This is a genomic window from Parahaliea aestuarii (assembly GCF_008064635.1).
GTDB classification, from domain to species: domain Bacteria; phylum Pseudomonadota; class Gammaproteobacteria; order Pseudomonadales; family Halieaceae; genus Parahaliea; species Parahaliea aestuarii.
In genome coordinates this window covers 448570-463195 of the sequence record NZ_VRYZ01000001.1, presented here as the reverse complement: position 1 = coordinate 463195, position 14626 = coordinate 448570, and the positions used below count along the sequence as shown (strand labels likewise).

Sequence of the window (14626 nt, the reverse complement as noted above, 5' to 3'; positions counted from 1 at the left end):
TGCTACCTGAACCCCCGGCGCGCGGGCGCTCGAAAAAAAGCGAGATGGGGCAACCGCATCTCGCTTTTTGGCATACAATCAGCTCTGGTTATTCACGGGACTACACGGAACCCGGGGACAACCGGGCGTGTGAAATCTGGCAGGCAATTTTAGGTGAAGCGGCCGGGAGTGTCCAGACGAAGTCCCGACCGATAACGCCATCGGGCGGCAATTGGTGATATTACCAAGTCCGCCAGCGCGCGCCGCAGCTCAGACATAACAATCAAAGGGGACAACCATGCCGTACACCTCTGGCAAAATCGCCGCCGTCACTGGCGCCGGTTCGGGCATCGGTCGGGCGCTCGCCCGGCAACTGCACAGCGAAGGCTGCGCCCTCTACCTTTCCGATGTGGACGAAGTCGGCCTGGCGGAGACCCGCGCTTCCCTCACCGGCAGCGCCGCCGTCGATACACGGCCGGTGGATGTCGCCGACCGGGCCGCGGTGAACGCCTGGGCGGCCGATATCGGCGCCCGCGAAGGACACATCGATATAGTGATCAACAATGCCGGTGTCGGCCTGTCGGACCGGGTGGACGAGGGCCGCTACGAGGACGTGCAGTGGCTGATGGGCATCAATTTCTGGGGGGTAGTGCACGGCACCATGGCCTTCCTGCCGCTGCTCAAGGGCAGTTCCCAGGGGCACCTGGTAAACCTTTCATCTATCTTCGGCATGATCGGCGTGCCCACCCAGTCAGCCTACAACGCCGCCAAGTTCGCCGTGCGCGGCTACACCGAGGCCCTGCGCCTGGAGATGGAAGGCAGCTCGGTGCACGTCTGCTGTGTGCACCCCGGCGGCATCCGCACCAACATTGCCCGCCGGGCCCGCAGCGCCAGTTCCGAGATAAGCGCCGATCAGCGCGGTCAGGCCTTCGAGCAGTTCGCCCGCACCAGCCCCGAGAGTGCCGCCGCGCAGATCATTCGCGCGGTAGAAAAGCGCCAGAAGCGCCTGCTGATCGGTGGCGACGCCAAATTCATCTCAGTGATCACCCGCCTGTTCCCGGTGCGCTACCCGAGCCTGATGCCGGGCCTCGGCAAGGTGGGCGATGCGCTGGGCAAAAAATGATGTCGATGCCGTGAGCACGGAGGCCGCCAAACAGCTCGATCTGCGCCAGACCACCGTGCTGATCCTGGGCCTGATGGCCACCGGTATCGGGCAGTCGCTGGTGTTCGCCATCTTGGCGCCGCTGGGGCGGGAGGTGAACCTGGGGGAATTACAGATCACCTCCATCATCGCCATCTCTGCCCTGGTTTTCGCTGTGGCCTCCCCCTACTGGGGCCGCTTCTCTGACCGGGTCGGGCGCAAGCCGGTCATCATCACCGGCCTCGCCGGCTATACCATCGGCACCCTGATATTCACCAGCGTGTTCTATGCCGGCCTCGCCGGGATGCTGTCCGGGCTCACCCTGTACGCCGTGCTGCTGCTCGCCCGCTGCAGCCAGTCCATTGTGATGTCCGCCACCAACCCCGCCAGCACCGCCTACGCCGCGGACAACAGCGCTCCCGCCACCCGCACCCGCACCATGGCCCGGCTGGGCACCGCCAATAGCCTGGGCACCATCCTCGGCCCGGCTGTATCCGGCGCCCTGGCCACCCTCGGCCTGCTGGCGCCCCTGTACTTTGCCGCCGGCCTGTCGGCCCTGGCCGGCTTCGCGGTATGGAAAATGCTGCCGCCGACACCGAAGGAAGACCTGACTGCGCGCAGTCGACGCCTGTCCCTGCGCGTCACCGACCCCAGGGTGCGCCACTATCTGTTGAGTGCCATCGGACTGTTTGTCGGTTACTCCGGCATCCAGCAGACACTCGGATTCCTGCTGCAGGACAAACTGGACCTGAACGGTATCGAAACGGCGCAGCTCACCGGGGCCGCACTGATGATTTCCGCGGTGTTCACCTTCACCGCCCAGATGACCCTGATGCAGCGCCTCAACCTCAGCGCCACCCAGTTCCTGCGCCTGGGGCTGGTGGCCCTGCTGTTTGGCGCCGGCATCATTGCCGCCTTCGATCGCTTCGCCGTGCTGGCAGTGGGTATGGCCTTCCTGGGCGTGGGGCTGGGGGTATCGATGCCAGCGGTTGCCGCCGGGGCCTCGCTGGCGGTGAACGCGGAAGAACAGGGCGCGGTGGCAGGACTGGTCAGTGCCTGCCCGGCCATGGGCTTTGTCGCCGGCCCCATAGTGGCGGGCTTCCTGTACCAGATTCACGGCCCGCTGGCGGCGCTGTTCAGCGCCTTTGTGTTTTTTGTGGTGCTGGTGCTGCTAACGCTGCACGAGCGGCGCTAGTCGACGATCACAATCGCCTGCAACGCCTCGCGTAATCTTCCCGGAATCGTCACCGAGCGATTGGCAGCCCGCTCCACAAAGACATGTACGAAATGGCCGTGGGCCACCGCCTCTTCCCGCCCTGCCTTGAAGATTGCAATCCCGTAGCGAACCGAGCTGTTGCCCAGCTTCTCCACGCGCAGGCCAGCCTCGATGCGTTCCGGATAGGCAATGGGCGCGTGGTACTCGCAGCCGGAGTTGACCACGAAGCCGACAATCTCCCCGGACTGGATATCCAGCCCGCCCTCTTCGATCAGGTAGCGATTGGCGGCGGAGTCGAAGTAGGAGTAGTAGACCACATTGTTGACGTGGCCGTAGAGGTCGTTGTCCGACCAGCGGGTGGTGATGGGGTAGAACACCCGGTAGTCGGTGCGGGTTGGTAGAGCACTCATGCTGCGTTTCCGTACGCTGCGCGGTAGATGGCCAGGGCGTCCGCCTCGCTCACCTCCCGTGGATTGTTCACCAGCAGTCGCTGCTGCAGCATGGCGTCGGCGGCCAGCATCGGCAGGTCGGCCTCCGGCACCTTCGCAGCCGCCAGTGTGGCGGGCAGCTTGAGGTCGTCAATCAGGGTGCGCAGGGACTGGATCAATGCCGCGGTTTTTGCCTCGTCGCTGCCGGCCACCGGACCGCCGGTCACAATCTCCGCCAGCTCCGCATACAACGGCGCCGCCGCGGGCGTATTGAAATCCAGCACGCTGGGCAACACCAGGGAATTACTCAGGCCGTGTGGAATGTGATAGTGGCCGCCCAATGGGTAAGCCAGGGCGTGAACCGCCGCCACTGGCGCATTGGCGAAGGCCTGACCCGCCAGACAGGCGCCCAGCAACATTTTGCCGCGGGCCTCCCGGTTGCCGCCATCGGTCGCGGCGGTGCGGATATTGCGCCCCAGCAACACCAACGCCTCCCGGGCCAGGTTGTCGGAAATCGGGTTTTTCCGGTGTTTCGTGGTATAGGCCTCGATGGCGTGCACCATGGCATCCACGCCGGTCATGGCGGTCACCGCCGGCGGCAGGCCCAGGGTGAGATCGGCGTCCAGCACCGCGACATCCGGCAGCAGCACCGGGGAGGAAACGCCGGCCTTGGTGGTTTCGCCGGTGGTGACGATAGCAACCGGGGTTACTTCCGAGCCGGTGCCCGCGGTAGTGGGCACCAGAATAAGGGGCAGACGGGCGTTGCGTACCTGATCCACACCGTAGAGTTCCGCCAGCGGCTGTGCGCCGCCGAGCAGTACCGCGACGATCTTGGCCACGTCCATGGAGCTGCCACCACCCACAGCGATAACGCCGTCGACGGACTGCTCCTGCGCCAGGTTTTGTGCGGCAAATACCGTGGCCTCAGGCGGATCCTCCTTGACCTGGTCAAAGACGACCGCTGGCACACCCGCGGCTTCCAGCGCCGCCAGCACCGGCGCCACCAGACCGATGGCCACCAGCTGCGGATCGGTAACCAGCAGGGGGCGTTTCACCCCCAGGCGCTGACAGCTCCGGGCCAGCAACAGGGCGCTGCCGGGAGCGCACTGGATTTGCGGTGTGGTGTTGAAGACAAAGTCCTGCATGGCGTGTGCTCCCTGTAATGGCTCCTGCCGCAGCCAGCTAGCTGTTGACCGTCAGAATCACCTTGCCGCGGGCACGGCGTTCGATCATGCAGTTGTAGGCATCCTCATACTGCTCCAGCGGGAACAGGTCGGTCACCACCGGGTTGAGTTTGCCCTCGGCAAAGTACTTCCACAGGGCCTGGATGTTGGCCAGGTTCAGTTCCGGCTCCTCCATGGTGAAGCGCCCCCAGAACACGCCGACGATGGAGCAACCCTTGAGCAGGGTCAGGTTCAGCGGCGGCGTGGGAATGGGGCCACTGGCGAAGCCGATCACCAGGTAGCGACCGTTCCAGGCCATACTGCGCAGGGCCGGTTCGCTGTAATCGCCACCCACCGGGTCGTAGACCACATCCACGCCCTTGCCGCCGGTCAACTCCTTGAGCTTGTCTTTCAACGAACCCTCGGAGTAGTTGATGACTTCGTCGGCGCCCAGTTTCTTGCAGAGTTCCAGCTTTTCATCGGAGCTGGCAGCGGCAATCACCTTTGCACCCAGCAATTTGCCAAGCTCGATTGCCGTCACCCCGACACCGCCGGCGGCGCCCAGCACCAGCAGGGTTTCCCCGGGCTGGATATTGGCCCGCTGCACCAGGGCGTGATAGGAGGTGAAGTAGGTAATACCGACACCGGCCGCCTGCTCGAAACTCAGGCCATCCGGCATGGGAAACACCACCGACTCGCTGGCCACTATCTGCTCGGCAAAGGCGCCCCAGCCCACCATGGCGATCACTTTGTCGCCGGGCTTGACCCGGGTGACACCTTCGCCCACGGCGGCAACCACGCCGGCGCATTCACCCCCGGTGACGTGAGGCAATTCCGGCTGGGTCTGGTACTTGCCCTGCATCATCAGCACATCGGGGAAGTTCAGGCCCGCCGCCTTGATGTCGATCAGCACCTGGCCCTTGCCCACTTCCGGTGCCGGCCAGTCGCTCTCCAGGTTCAGTTTGTCGGCCATGCCGTATTCGCTGCAGACTACCGCTCTCATGTTCCGCTCCTTTATTGGTTCTGTTGCGCGCCCCCTGCGCCGGTGCGATACCGCATTCACAGAGGCAAGAACGGCGCCCGCAGGCGCCGTATCTGTGCAATGTCCCTTATGCCACTTCGAACAGGCCGGCGGCACCCATGCCACCGCCGACGCACATGGTGATCACCACGTACTTCACGCCGCGGCGCTTGCCCTCGATCAGGGCGTGGCCAATCATGCGCGACCCGCTCATGCCGTAGGGGTGACCGACCGAGATGGCACCGCCATTGACGTTGAGTTTGTCATTGTCGATGCCGAGCTTGTCGCGGCAGTACAGCACCTGCACGGCGAAGGCTTCGTTCAGTTCCCACAGGCCGATATCGTCCACGCTCAGGCCGTGCTGCTTGAGCAGCTTGGGCACGGCGAATACGGGACCGATACCCATTTCATCGGGCTCGCAGCCGGCCACCGCGATTCCGCGATAGATACCCAGCGGCTCCAGGCCGCGCTGCTCCGCCAGTTTGGCGTCCATCACCACCTGGGCGGAGGAGCCGTCGGACAGCTGGGAGGCGTTGCCGGCGGTGATGGTGCCGCCCTCGATCACCGTTTTCAGGCCGGCCAGGCCCTCCGCGGTGGTGGCGCGCAGGCCCTCGTCGGCAGAGACGGTCATCTCGGCCTCTGACTGCTCACCCGTTGCCTTGTCCCACACAATACGTTTGCAGGTGACCGGCACCAGCTCGTCGGCATACTTGCCGGCATCAACGGCGGCGGCGGTGCGCTGCTGGGATTGCAGGCCGTACTCGTCCATGGCATCGCGGCTGATGTTGTAGCGCTTGGCCACCACTTCCGCCGTTTGCAGCATGGGCATGTGGATATTCGGGTGCATGGCCATCAGCTCCTCATCCACCATGCGATGCAGGTTCATGTGTTCGTTCTGCACCAGGGAGATGGATTCCAGCCCGCCGCCAACCACAATGCCCATGCCGTCGTCGATGACCTGCTTGGCCGCTGTCGCCACCGCCATCAGGCCGGAGGAGCACTGGCGGTCGATGGTCATGCCGGATACCCCGGCGCCGAGACCGGCGCGCAGGGCGATCTGGCGCGCGACATTGGTGCCGGTGGCGCCCTGCTGCAGGGCGCAGCCCATGATCACGTCTTCCACTTCCGCCGGGTCGATGCCGGCGCGGCGTACGGCTTCCGCCACCGAGGCGGCACCGAGACTGGCGCCGCCGAGGTTGTTGAAACCGCCGCGATAGGCTTTGCCAATCGGGGTGCGGGCGGTGGATACAATCACTGCTTCTTTCATGGGGATACTCCCTTAATCCAGTTTGATGCCGAGGCCGGCGGCGGCCACGGTCAGCATTTTGATCGACTGCTCGAAGCCGCCTTTCAGTTCGCGCGCAGTCTCCGCCCGGTTGATCTCGTCCCAGTGGGCGGCAATGCCCTCGGGCGTCTGCTCCTCCGGCGCCAGCCAGACACTGTCGGTTTCCACGATCTTGGCCACCGAGAAGCCGCCGGCACCGGCGCAAAGGATGGTGCGGTTCGGCGCGTCCTCGCTCACCAGGTAGAGTACGGCGGGGGTGACGGTTTCCGGGGTCAGCAGCTCAAAGGCCTTCTCCGGCAGCAGCCCTTCGGTCATGCGGGTGCCGGCGGTCGGCGCCAGGGCGTTGACGCGGATGTTGTACTTGGCGCCTTCCTGCACCAGGGTGTTCATGGCGCCAATCACGCCCATTTTCGCCGCACCGTAGTTGGTTTGGCCGAAGTTGCCGAACAGGCCGCTGGACGAGGTGGTCACCACGATGCGTCCGTACTCCTGCTCGCGCATGATGTCCCAGCAGGCCTTGGTGCAATTGATGGTGCCCATCAGGTGTACATCCAGCACCAGCTGAAAATCCTCGAGGGAGCCCTTGGCGAAACTTTTGTCGCGCAGGATGCCGGCGTTGTTGACCAGGATGTCCACCCGGCCCCAGGTGTCCACGGCCTGCTTCACCATGGCCTCGACATCGGCGTACTTCGCCACATTGGCGCCGTTGGCGATGGCTTCGCCACCGGCGGCTTCGATTTCTGCGACGACAGCGAGGGCGGCGTCACTGGAGGCGCCGGTGCCGTCCTTGGCACCGCCGAGGTCGTTGACCACGACTTTGGCACCGCGCTTGGCGAGTTCGATGGCGTGGCAGCGGCCGAGGCCCTGGCCGGCGCCGGTAACGATGGCGACTTTGCCGTCATAGCGAATGGACATGGTGGATTCACCTCTCTTCAAATCGGTGTCGAGCGGTGCGTTTACTGCGCGCTGCCCGACAATATTGACAATGGATGCCCGCCTTAGCGGGCATGACTCGAAAACTTGCTCGCAAGCCCTTCCGGATCAGATCAGGCAGTAACAATCATGGACAGCCACTCGGCGACCAGGGCCGGGGTCTCCTCGCCCTCGATCTCCACACTGACGCTCTGGGTGATCAGGAAGCGGTTGCCGTCCTTTGCCTCGACATTGGCAATCTCGCAGTGAGCGCGCACGCGCTTGCCCGCCCGCACCGGCGCCAGGAAGCGCACCTTGTTAAAGCCGTAGTTGATGCCCATCACGATATTGTCGGGCACGACGGTGGCCTCTTCACACATCTTGACCAGCATCGACAGGGTCAGGAAGCCGTGGGCGATGGTACCGCCGAAGGGGGTCTTGGCGGCCTTTTCCTGGTCGATGTGAATAAACTGGTGGTCTTCGGTGCAGTCGGCGAACTGGTTGATGCGCTCCTGCTCAAGGGTCACCCAGGGACCCGGCTCAAACTTCCGGCCCTTCTGCTCCAGCATCTTGTCCTTGGGAATCAATGTCGCCGCCATACCGTGCTCCTTATGTTTGTGTAAGTGAGTTACCACCGGGTTCGAACAGTGTAGACGCCACTGCGGGTTACCGCGCACAGCGCGCAAGGGGACCCGCCCGGCCTTGCAAAACGCATTTGAACATACAGTATGAAAAACTGTCGTTCAAGTATTTTTGTCGCTGCCGCGGCCTGCTAAGCTGGCCCCACAACGGCCACACGAGAGATAACAAGCCATGCCGCAGCCCGAGACTGTAATCGCCCGCGACGACAGCGCGAGCCCTGACCAGCTGCTGGCCCGCCTGCAGCAGCGCGCGGCGGCAGGGTGCGCAGCGCCGCCGCCCTGCAGCCTGCGCGTTCCCACCAGCGTCTACACCGAACCCGCCCGCTTTTCCCGCGAGCGGGATGCCCTGATACTGCGCCTGCCGCAGGTTATCGGCCACGAATCCCAGCTGCCCAAGCCGGGCGATACCCTGACCTACGACTGGCTCGGCCTGCCGCTGATCACCACGCGCGACAAAAACGGCGACATCGGCACCTTCATGAACGTCTGCCGCCACCGCGGCATGCGCCTGGTGCAGGACGAAGGTGTCAGCAGCCTGCGCTCGCTGGTCTGCCCCTACCACCAGTGGACCTACGGCCTGGATGGCGCGCTGCGCAATATTCCACGCGCCGAAAGCTTCTGCGATATCGACCCCGCCGACTTCAACCTGGTGGCCCTGCCCACCGAGGTGCGCCACGGCCTGATCTGGGTCCAGGCAACGCCGGGCGCCACCATGGACCTGGACGCCCACCTGGCCGGACTGGGCCGCGACTTCGACGAGTTCCGCCTGGGGGATTACCACTTCTGCCGGCAGAGCGTGAAGGACATCGCCTGCAACTGGAAGCTGGTGCAGGACGCCTTCCTCGACGGCTACCATGTGGTGCGCCTGCACAAGAAAACCGTGGGGCCTTTCTTCCCGGACGCACTCGCCGAATCCAGCATCCACGGCCGCCACATCCGCTCGGCGGTGGCGCGCAATACCCTGCTGGACGACCTCGACCTTGCGCCGCAGGCGCTGGACCGGCGCCAGCACGCCACCTTCTCCTACACCCTGTTCCCGAACATGGTGCTGATCTTCCACCCCGAGTACACCAGTGTCATCAGCCTGTTTCCCCAGGCGGCGGATCGCACCCTGTTCGTGCACAGCATGCTGACCCCGCGGAAGCCGGTTTCAGAGCAGGAACGCGATCACTTCGAGCGCTCCTTCGAGCTGATCGACAGGGGGGTTTTCGAGGCGGAGGATATCTTTGTGTCCGTAGGCGCCCAGAAAGGGTTTGCCTCCGGCGCCAACGACAGCCTGCTGTTCGGAGCGCTGGAGGAGCCGGCGGTGCAATTCCACCGGTTTGTGGAAGAGGCTCTCTAAATGGGGTCAGAGCCCTTTTTCGGGAAATCGAAAAAGGGCTCTGACCCTCGGCCGAAGATCAGCCGTCGCGGAAAGTGGCGTTAACCGGCTTGCCGCCTTCTGTGTAAGCCTTCAGCTCGTTGCGTCCCACCACCATGCGGTGCACCTCGTCCGGGCCATCGGCCAGGCGCAGGGTGCGCTGGGCCATATACATGGTCGCCAGCGGCGTATCCTGGGACACACCTAGGGCGCCGAACATCTGGATCGCCTGGTCGACAATGCGGATGGAGATGTTGGGCACCGCGGTCTTGATCATGGAAATCCACACCCGCGCTTCCTTCGGATCGACCTGGTCCATCATCCACGCCGTTTTCAGCGTCAGCAGACGCGCCATCTCGATATCCATGCGCGCGTTGGCGATAATGTCGATATTGCCACCGAGGCGCGCCAGCGGCTTGCCAAAGGCAGTGCGTGACACCGATCGCTCACACAGCAGCTTGAGGGCTTTCTCCGCGGCGCCGATGGCGCGCATGCAATGGTGAATACGGCCCGGGCCGAGGCGGCCCTGGGAAATTTCAAAACCGCGACCGGGGCCGAGAATCATGTTCTCCTTCGGCACCCGCACGTTGGTATAGCGCTGGTGCATGTGACCGTGGGGCGCGTCGTCCATGGAGAACACGTTCATCGGCCGCACATTCTCCACCCCAGGGGTGTCCATGGGCACCAGGATCTGGCTCTGCTGCAGGTGCTTGGGCGCATCGGGATCGGTTTTCACCATCACGATCATGATCTTGCAGCGCGGGTCGCCGGCGCCGGAGATATAGTGCTTCTCGCCGTTGATCACCCACTCGTCGCCGTCCAGCACCGCGCTGGTGCAGATATTGGTGGCGTCGGAAGATGCCACGTCCGGTTCGGTCATGGCATAGGCAGAGCGAATCTCGCCGCTCAGCAGGGGTTCCAGCCACTGCTTCTTCTGCGCCTCCGTACCGTACTTGTGCAGCACCTCCATGTTGCCGGTGTCCGGCGCGGCGCAGTTGAATACCTCTGCGGCGATATGGGACTTGCCCATCTCCTCCGCCAGGTAAGCGTATTCCACCGTGGTCAGGCCGGAACCCTGCTCGCCGTCGGTAAGAAAGAAATTCCACAGGCCGGCGGCCCTGGCCTTGTCCTTCAGACTCTCCATGATGTCCGTCTGGCGTGCGGTGAACTGCCAGCGGTCACCGACACTGATCTCGGCGATGTACTCGTGCTCGACTGGCTCGATCTCGTTGGCGATGAAGTCCCGCACCTGCTGCAGCAGTGGGGCCAGTTTTTCGCTGATACCTAAATCCATGATGACTCTCCCGAGTTCCTGATGTTCATTGCTATGCCGTCGCAGCGCCGCCTGGATCAGGCGTTGACAGCCTGATGCGCCAGTGCGCTGGCGTAATCTGCCTTGAGCTGGCGCTTGAAGATCTTGCCGGTGGCGATGCGCGGCAGCTGTTCGTCGCGGAACCAGATGTGGGCAGGGACTTTAAAACTCGCCAGATGCCCCGCCAGGTATTCGCGCAGTGCCGCTTCGTCGAGGCTGTGCCCCTCGTGTAACAGCAGGGCTGCACCGACGACCTCGCCGAGGCGCTCGTCGGGCAGGCCGAACACGGCCGCCTCCGCCACGGCGGGGTGGCTGTAAATCGCCGCCTCCACTTCCAGGCAGCTGATGTTCTCGCCGCCGCGAATGATGATTTCCTTGATGCGATCGACGATGTAGAGGAAGCCCTCCTCATCCATGTAGCCGACATCGCCGGTGTGGAACCAGCCGTCGCGAAAGGCCTCCGCCGTCGCCTCGGGCTTGTTCCAGTAGCCCAGCACATTGGCCGGCGACTTCATGCACACTTCGCCGCGCTCACCCACCGGCAGGGCTTCGCCGCCGGGGCCGGTGATGCGAAATTCAGTCACTGCCGGTACCGCACGGCCAGTGCTGCCGGGGTTGGCAATGTAGAAGGCACCGCTGTTGACCGCGCCGAGGGCGTTGGTTTCGGTCAGGCCGTAGCCGCTGCCGGGGGTGGATTTGCTGAAGGTGCTGGCCAGCTTGCCCACCTGGTCCGGGGGCCGCGCAGCGCCGCCGGAGAAGATGTCCTTCAGGGTCGACAGGTCGCGGTCGGAGGTGCGCGCCGCTTCCTGCAGTTCCGCCGACATCGTGGGCACGCCGTTGAACCAGGTCACCTTTTCCTCCTCGATCAGGCGCAGGGCTTCCTGCACGTCCCACTTGTGCATGATGACCAGTTTGCGCCCCGCAACCAGCGACAGCAGGAAGGCGGAATGGGAGCCGGTGCAGTGAAACAGGGGGATGGTCAGCAGGCCGCAGGGCTGACGCGGCTCGCCGGCCGTCGCCTCGATGTCCACCTGCTTGCTCACCACGCCCATCAGCATCCAGCTGTAGAGGGCCGACAGAATGCCGCGGTGACTGGACAGGGCGCCCTTGGGGTGGCCGGTGGAACCCGAGGTATACATGATGGTGGCGTGATCATCGCAGTCCACCTCCACCGCGGGCATTGCCGCCCCGGCATACTCCGCCAGCAGGTCATCGAAAGCGAGGGCCGCCACAGGCAGGTCGCTGCAATCGTCGATGGCGATGAGGGTAAGGCCCAGGCTGTCCACCAGCGGCGCCAGGCGTTCAATGCGCTGGCGGTCCGCGATCACCACCTTGGCGCCACTATCGCGCAGGCCGTAGTCCAGTTCCTCGGTGGTCCACCAGGCGTTCATCGGCACCGCCACCACGCCGCTGGCCAGGGTGCCGATAAAACTCATCATCCACTGGGGATTGTTGCGACTGAGGATGGCGACCCGCTCGCCTTTGGCGACACCGAGCTTTTCTTTCAGCGCCGTCGCGAATGCCGCACTGCGGGCATAGGTCTCAGCGAAGGTGTAGCGCTGGTCGAGATAAACGGCGAATTCCTTGTCGCCGTGGTTGAGCATATGACGGAAATACTCGCCGAGGTTGGCGGGCAGCTCCGCGTAATTGCGATAGCTGACGCCATCGATTGCCACTTCATTCAGTGCGAAGGGTGCGCCGGGAGCGGTGAGTTCCGCCACCAGCGCATCAAATTGTTGGACTTCAGGGCGCATGTTATCGGTATTCCCCGGAGTTGATGGTCAGAATCCGCCGAGCTGGGCGAAGCGATCAAGGTGATAGTTATAGTCGCCAAAGGTGTGCTGGGCCACCCGGGCGCGCTTGATAAAGAAGCCGATTTCGCACTCGTCGGTCATGCCGATGCCACCGTGCATCTGCACCGCTTCATTGCTGGCACGCTGCGCTACTTCGCACAGCTTGGCCTTGGCGGCACTGGCCAGCAGCGGCAGGTTGTCCGCACCTTCATCGATCGCCTGCAGGGCCTTGAGCACGATGGAGCGAGCCAGCTCCAGTTCCGCAAACAATTCGGCGGCGCGATGCTGAAGCCCCTGGAAGCTGCCGATAATCCGGCCAAACTGCTTGCGCTCCTGCAGGTAGGCAACCGTGCGTTCGAAGGCCTCGACCGACAGCCCCAGCAGCTCCGCCGCCAGGCCGATGTTGGCGATGTCCAGCGTGCGTTCCAGCGCCGGGCCTGCAGCCCCCGCCTCGCCCACCAGGGCATCGGCGCCAACGCTGACATTGTCCAGCATCAGTGCGCCGGCAGCGCGGCTGTCCACCATGGCGCGCGACTCCACCGTCAATCCCGCCGCGTCGGCGGGCACTGCGAACACGCTCGGGCCTTCACTGCCCTCGAGCATCGCGACCACCAGGAATTGCTGCGCACTGGGCGCATCCAGCACCAGCACCTTGCTGCCGTTGAGCACATAACCCTCACCCTCGCGGCGGGCCGTGGTGGCCAGTTGCTGCGGGTTGTGGTGAGCGCCCTCCTGCAGGGCCAGGCTGAACTGCGTCTCACCGGCGGCAATGGCCGGCAACCACTGCTGCTTTTGCGCCTCACTGCCCAGTTCGTTAATCAGGGTGGCGGACACCAGCACTGCCGACTCCAGCGGCGAGTTGCTGAGGTGACGCCCGACCTGCTCCAGCACCAGGCCGAGCCCGGTGTAGCCGTAGCCCAGGCCGCCAAAGGCCTCGGGAATGGCGATGCTGGCCCAGCCCATCTCGACCATTTCGCGCCATACGGCGGCGTCGAAGGTGGTCTCGCTGCCGCTGTCGCGCAATGCCCGCAGCTGCGGTACCGCCGCCTTCTCCGCCAGAAAACCCGCGGCGGAATCCTTGAGCATGATCTGCTCTTCATTCAATACCAGTGCCATGAATTAATCCTCTGTCGCGTCCGGCTCAGGCGTCCGGCAGGCCAAGCACGCGCTTGGCAATAATATTCAGCTGAACCTCGGTGGTACCGCCCTCGATGGAATTCCCCTTGGAACGCAACCAGTCGCGACTCAGCTGGCCGCCGTCATAGACGTCGCCATCCCAGCCCAGGGCCACTTCGCCCTGCACCGCCAGGTTGAGTTCATTGCGGCGCTTGTTCAGCTCGGTGCCGTAGTACTTGAAGATGGAGGACGCGGGGCCCAGGCCCTGCCCCGCCTTCGCCTCGTCGCCAATGCGGGCCATGGTGTAGCCAAACACCATCGCATCCAGCTGGTACTGGGCGATGTTCTGGCGCAGTACGCCATTGGCCAGGCGTCCGCTGGCGTCAGCGCCGACAATTTTCGCTGCGCGCTGGCCCAGCGATTCGCGCGACATGGTGCCGAAGCCGGAGATCATTTCCCGCTCGTGGGTGAGCAGGTACTTGGCGATGGTCCAGCCCTTGCCCTCTTCCCCGATCAGGTTTTTCTTCAGGGCCTTGGCATCGTCGAAGAACGTTTCACAGAACGGGGAGGAACCGCTGATCAGCTTGATCGGCTTTACCGTCACGCCGGGCTGGTCCATATCGAAGAGCACAAAGCTGATGCCCTCGTGCTTGCTGCCGGAACTGTCGGTGCGTACCAGGCAGAAGATCCAGTCGGCCTTGTCGGCGTAAGAGGTCCAGACCTTCTGCCCGTTGATCAGGTAGTGGTCGCCCTGGTCTTCGGCGCGCGTCGCCAGGCTGGCGAGGTCGGAGCCGGCATTCGGCTCGGAGTAGCCCTGGCACCAGCGTATCTCGCCGCGTGCGATGGGCGGCAGGTGCTCCTTTTTCTGCTCTTCGCTACCGAACTGGAGCAGGGCCGGGCCGAGCATGGAGATGCCGAAGCTGTCCAGCGGGCGGCGGGCACTGATGCGCGCCATTTCCTGGGCCAGCACTTTCGCCTCTTCCTTGTTCAGGCCGCCACCGCCGTATTCCTTCGGCCAGGTGGGCACCGTCCAGCCGCGCTCGGCCATGCGGTCGCACCAGACCTTCTGGTCCGGGTGATCGATCTCGGGCTTGCGCCCACCGTTATAAATGTCCTCAAACCCCCGGGCAGGGGTGCGCATGGACTGGGGGCAGTTGGCCTCCAGCCAGGCGCGGGTCTCGGCGCGGAATTGTTCCAGCTCGCTCACGGCTGCACCTCATCTCAGAATGTTTGGCACTGTGCCGGCCTGCCTGCCCCCC

13 protein-coding genes are annotated in these 14626 nt (G+C 64.2%); 3 read left to right on the top strand and 10 right to left on the bottom strand.

Annotated elements, in window-relative coordinates; all coding sequences use genetic code 11:
* The first annotated feature begins 277 nt into the window (after window positions 1-277).
* Window positions 278-1102, top strand: a complete 825-nt coding sequence (locus FVW59_RS02105; protein ID WP_148062570.1) for an SDR family NAD(P)-dependent oxidoreductase — start codon at window positions 278-280, stop codon at window positions 1100-1102.
* The gene (locus tag FVW59_RS02100) at window positions 1083-2315 is read left to right on the top strand and encodes an MFS transporter (protein ID WP_148062569.1); all 1233 of its coding nucleotides are present in this window, start codon (window positions 1083-1085) and stop codon (window positions 2313-2315) included. The genes FVW59_RS02105 and FVW59_RS02100 overlap by 20 nt, the downstream gene beginning before the upstream one ends.
* Here FVW59_RS02100 and FVW59_RS02095 read toward each other — a convergent pair.
* The 6 genes from FVW59_RS02095 to FVW59_RS02070 form a co-directional block, all read right to left on the bottom strand.
* Entirely contained in the window at window positions 2312-2746 is a 435-nt protein-coding gene (locus FVW59_RS02095) for an acyl-CoA thioesterase (protein ID WP_148062568.1), read from the bottom strand. The genes FVW59_RS02100 and FVW59_RS02095 overlap by 4 nt on opposite strands.
* Window positions 2743-3909, bottom strand: a complete 1167-nt coding sequence (locus FVW59_RS02090) for an iron-containing alcohol dehydrogenase (protein ID WP_148062567.1) — start codon at window positions 3907-3909, stop codon at window positions 2743-2745. Before FVW59_RS02090 ends, FVW59_RS02095 begins: the two co-directional genes overlap by 4 nt.
* A gap of 37 nt (window positions 3910-3946) precedes the next feature.
* Window positions 3947-4930, bottom strand: coding sequence for an NADPH:quinone oxidoreductase family protein (locus FVW59_RS02085; RefSeq protein WP_148062566.1), 984 nt, complete (start codon window positions 4928-4930; stop codon window positions 3947-3949).
* Between the two features lie 106 nt (window positions 4931-5036).
* Complete coding sequence (locus FVW59_RS02080) at window positions 5037-6215, bottom strand: acetyl-CoA C-acyltransferase (protein WP_148062565.1); 1179 nt, start codon at window positions 6213-6215, stop codon at window positions 5037-5039.
* A gap of 12 nt (window positions 6216-6227) precedes the next feature.
* Complete coding sequence (locus tag FVW59_RS02075; protein WP_148062564.1) at window positions 6228-7148, bottom strand: SDR family NAD(P)-dependent oxidoreductase; 921 nt, start codon at window positions 7146-7148, stop codon at window positions 6228-6230.
* 131 nt (window positions 7149-7279) lie between these two features.
* Window positions 7280-7744 carry a MaoC family dehydratase gene (locus tag FVW59_RS02070; RefSeq protein WP_148062563.1) on the bottom strand — a complete coding sequence of 155 codons (465 nt, stop codon included), beginning with the start codon at window positions 7742-7744 and terminating at the stop codon, window positions 7280-7282.
* 214 nt (window positions 7745-7958) lie between these two features.
* Between FVW59_RS02070 and FVW59_RS02065 the strand changes: the two genes are divergently transcribed.
* Window positions 7959-9128 (top strand): aromatic ring-hydroxylating oxygenase subunit alpha, encoded by a 1170-nt coding sequence (locus FVW59_RS02065; RefSeq protein ID WP_148062562.1) that lies wholly within the window; start codon window positions 7959-7961, stop codon window positions 9126-9128.
* Between the two features lie 58 nt (window positions 9129-9186).
* On the opposite strand, the gene FVW59_RS02060 is transcribed toward FVW59_RS02065, so the two are convergent.
* The 4 genes from FVW59_RS02060 to FVW59_RS02045 are packed head-to-tail and all read right to left on the bottom strand — an operon-like array spanning window position 9187 to window position 14574.
* The gene (locus FVW59_RS02060) at window positions 9187-10440 is read right to left on the bottom strand and encodes an acyl-CoA dehydrogenase family protein (RefSeq protein ID WP_148062561.1); all 1254 of its coding nucleotides are present in this window, start codon (window positions 10438-10440) and stop codon (window positions 9187-9189) included.
* A 56-nt stretch (window positions 10441-10496) separates the two neighbouring features.
* The gene (locus FVW59_RS02055; protein ID WP_148062560.1) at window positions 10497-12212 is read right to left on the bottom strand and encodes a class I adenylate-forming enzyme family protein; all 1716 of its coding nucleotides are present in this window, start codon (window positions 12210-12212) and stop codon (window positions 10497-10499) included.
* Window positions 12213-12239: 27 nt separating this feature from the next.
* The gene (locus FVW59_RS02050) at window positions 12240-13367 is read right to left on the bottom strand and encodes an acyl-CoA dehydrogenase family protein (RefSeq protein ID WP_148062559.1); all 1128 of its coding nucleotides are present in this window, start codon (window positions 13365-13367) and stop codon (window positions 12240-12242) included.
* 25 nt (window positions 13368-13392) lie between these two features.
* Window positions 13393-14574, bottom strand: a complete 1182-nt coding sequence (locus tag FVW59_RS02045; protein ID WP_148062558.1) for an acyl-CoA dehydrogenase family protein — start codon at window positions 14572-14574, stop codon at window positions 13393-13395.
* Between the last annotated feature and the right edge of the window lie 52 nt (window positions 14575-14626).

Excerpts from the sequence above, each read along its gene's own strand:
- FVW59_RS02060 (WP_148062561.1), bottom strand. The coding sequence starts at position 10,440 with ATGGATTTAGGTATCAGCGAAAAACTGGCCCCACTGCTGCAGCAGGTG.
- FVW59_RS02065 (WP_148062562.1), top strand. The coding sequence starts at position 7,959 with ATGCCGCAGCCCGAGACTGTAATCGCCCGCGACGACAGCGCGAGCCCT.
- FVW59_RS02080 (WP_148062565.1), bottom strand. The coding sequence starts at position 6,215 with ATGAAAGAAGCAGTGATTGTATCCACCGCCCGCACCCCGATTGGCAAA.
- FVW59_RS02050 (WP_148062559.1), bottom strand. The coding sequence starts at position 13,367 with ATGGCACTGGTATTGAATGAAGAGCAGATCATGCTCAAGGATTCCGCC.
- FVW59_RS02085 (WP_148062566.1), bottom strand. The coding sequence starts at position 4,930 with ATGAGAGCGGTAGTCTGCAGCGAATACGGCATGGCCGACAAACTGAAC.
- FVW59_RS02075 (WP_148062564.1), bottom strand. The coding sequence starts at position 7,148 with ATGTCCATTCGCTATGACGGCAAAGTCGCCATCGTTACCGGCGCCGGC.
- FVW59_RS02055 (WP_148062560.1), bottom strand. The coding sequence starts at position 12,212 with ATGCGCCCTGAAGTCCAACAATTTGATGCGCTGGTGGCGGAACTCACC.
- FVW59_RS02100 (WP_148062569.1), top strand. The coding sequence starts at position 1,083 with ATGCGCTGGGCAAAAAATGATGTCGATGCCGTGAGCACGGAGGCCGCC.
- FVW59_RS02090 (WP_148062567.1), bottom strand. The coding sequence starts at position 3,909 with ATGCAGGACTTTGTCTTCAACACCACACCGCAAATCCAGTGCGCTCCC.
- FVW59_RS02095 (WP_148062568.1), bottom strand. The coding sequence starts at position 2,746 with ATGAGTGCTCTACCAACCCGCACCGACTACCGGGTGTTCTACCCCATC.
- FVW59_RS02070 (WP_148062563.1), bottom strand. The coding sequence starts at position 7,744 with ATGGCGGCGACATTGATTCCCAAGGACAAGATGCTGGAGCAGAAGGGC.
- FVW59_RS02105 (WP_148062570.1), top strand. The coding sequence starts at position 278 with ATGCCGTACACCTCTGGCAAAATCGCCGCCGTCACTGGCGCCGGTTCG.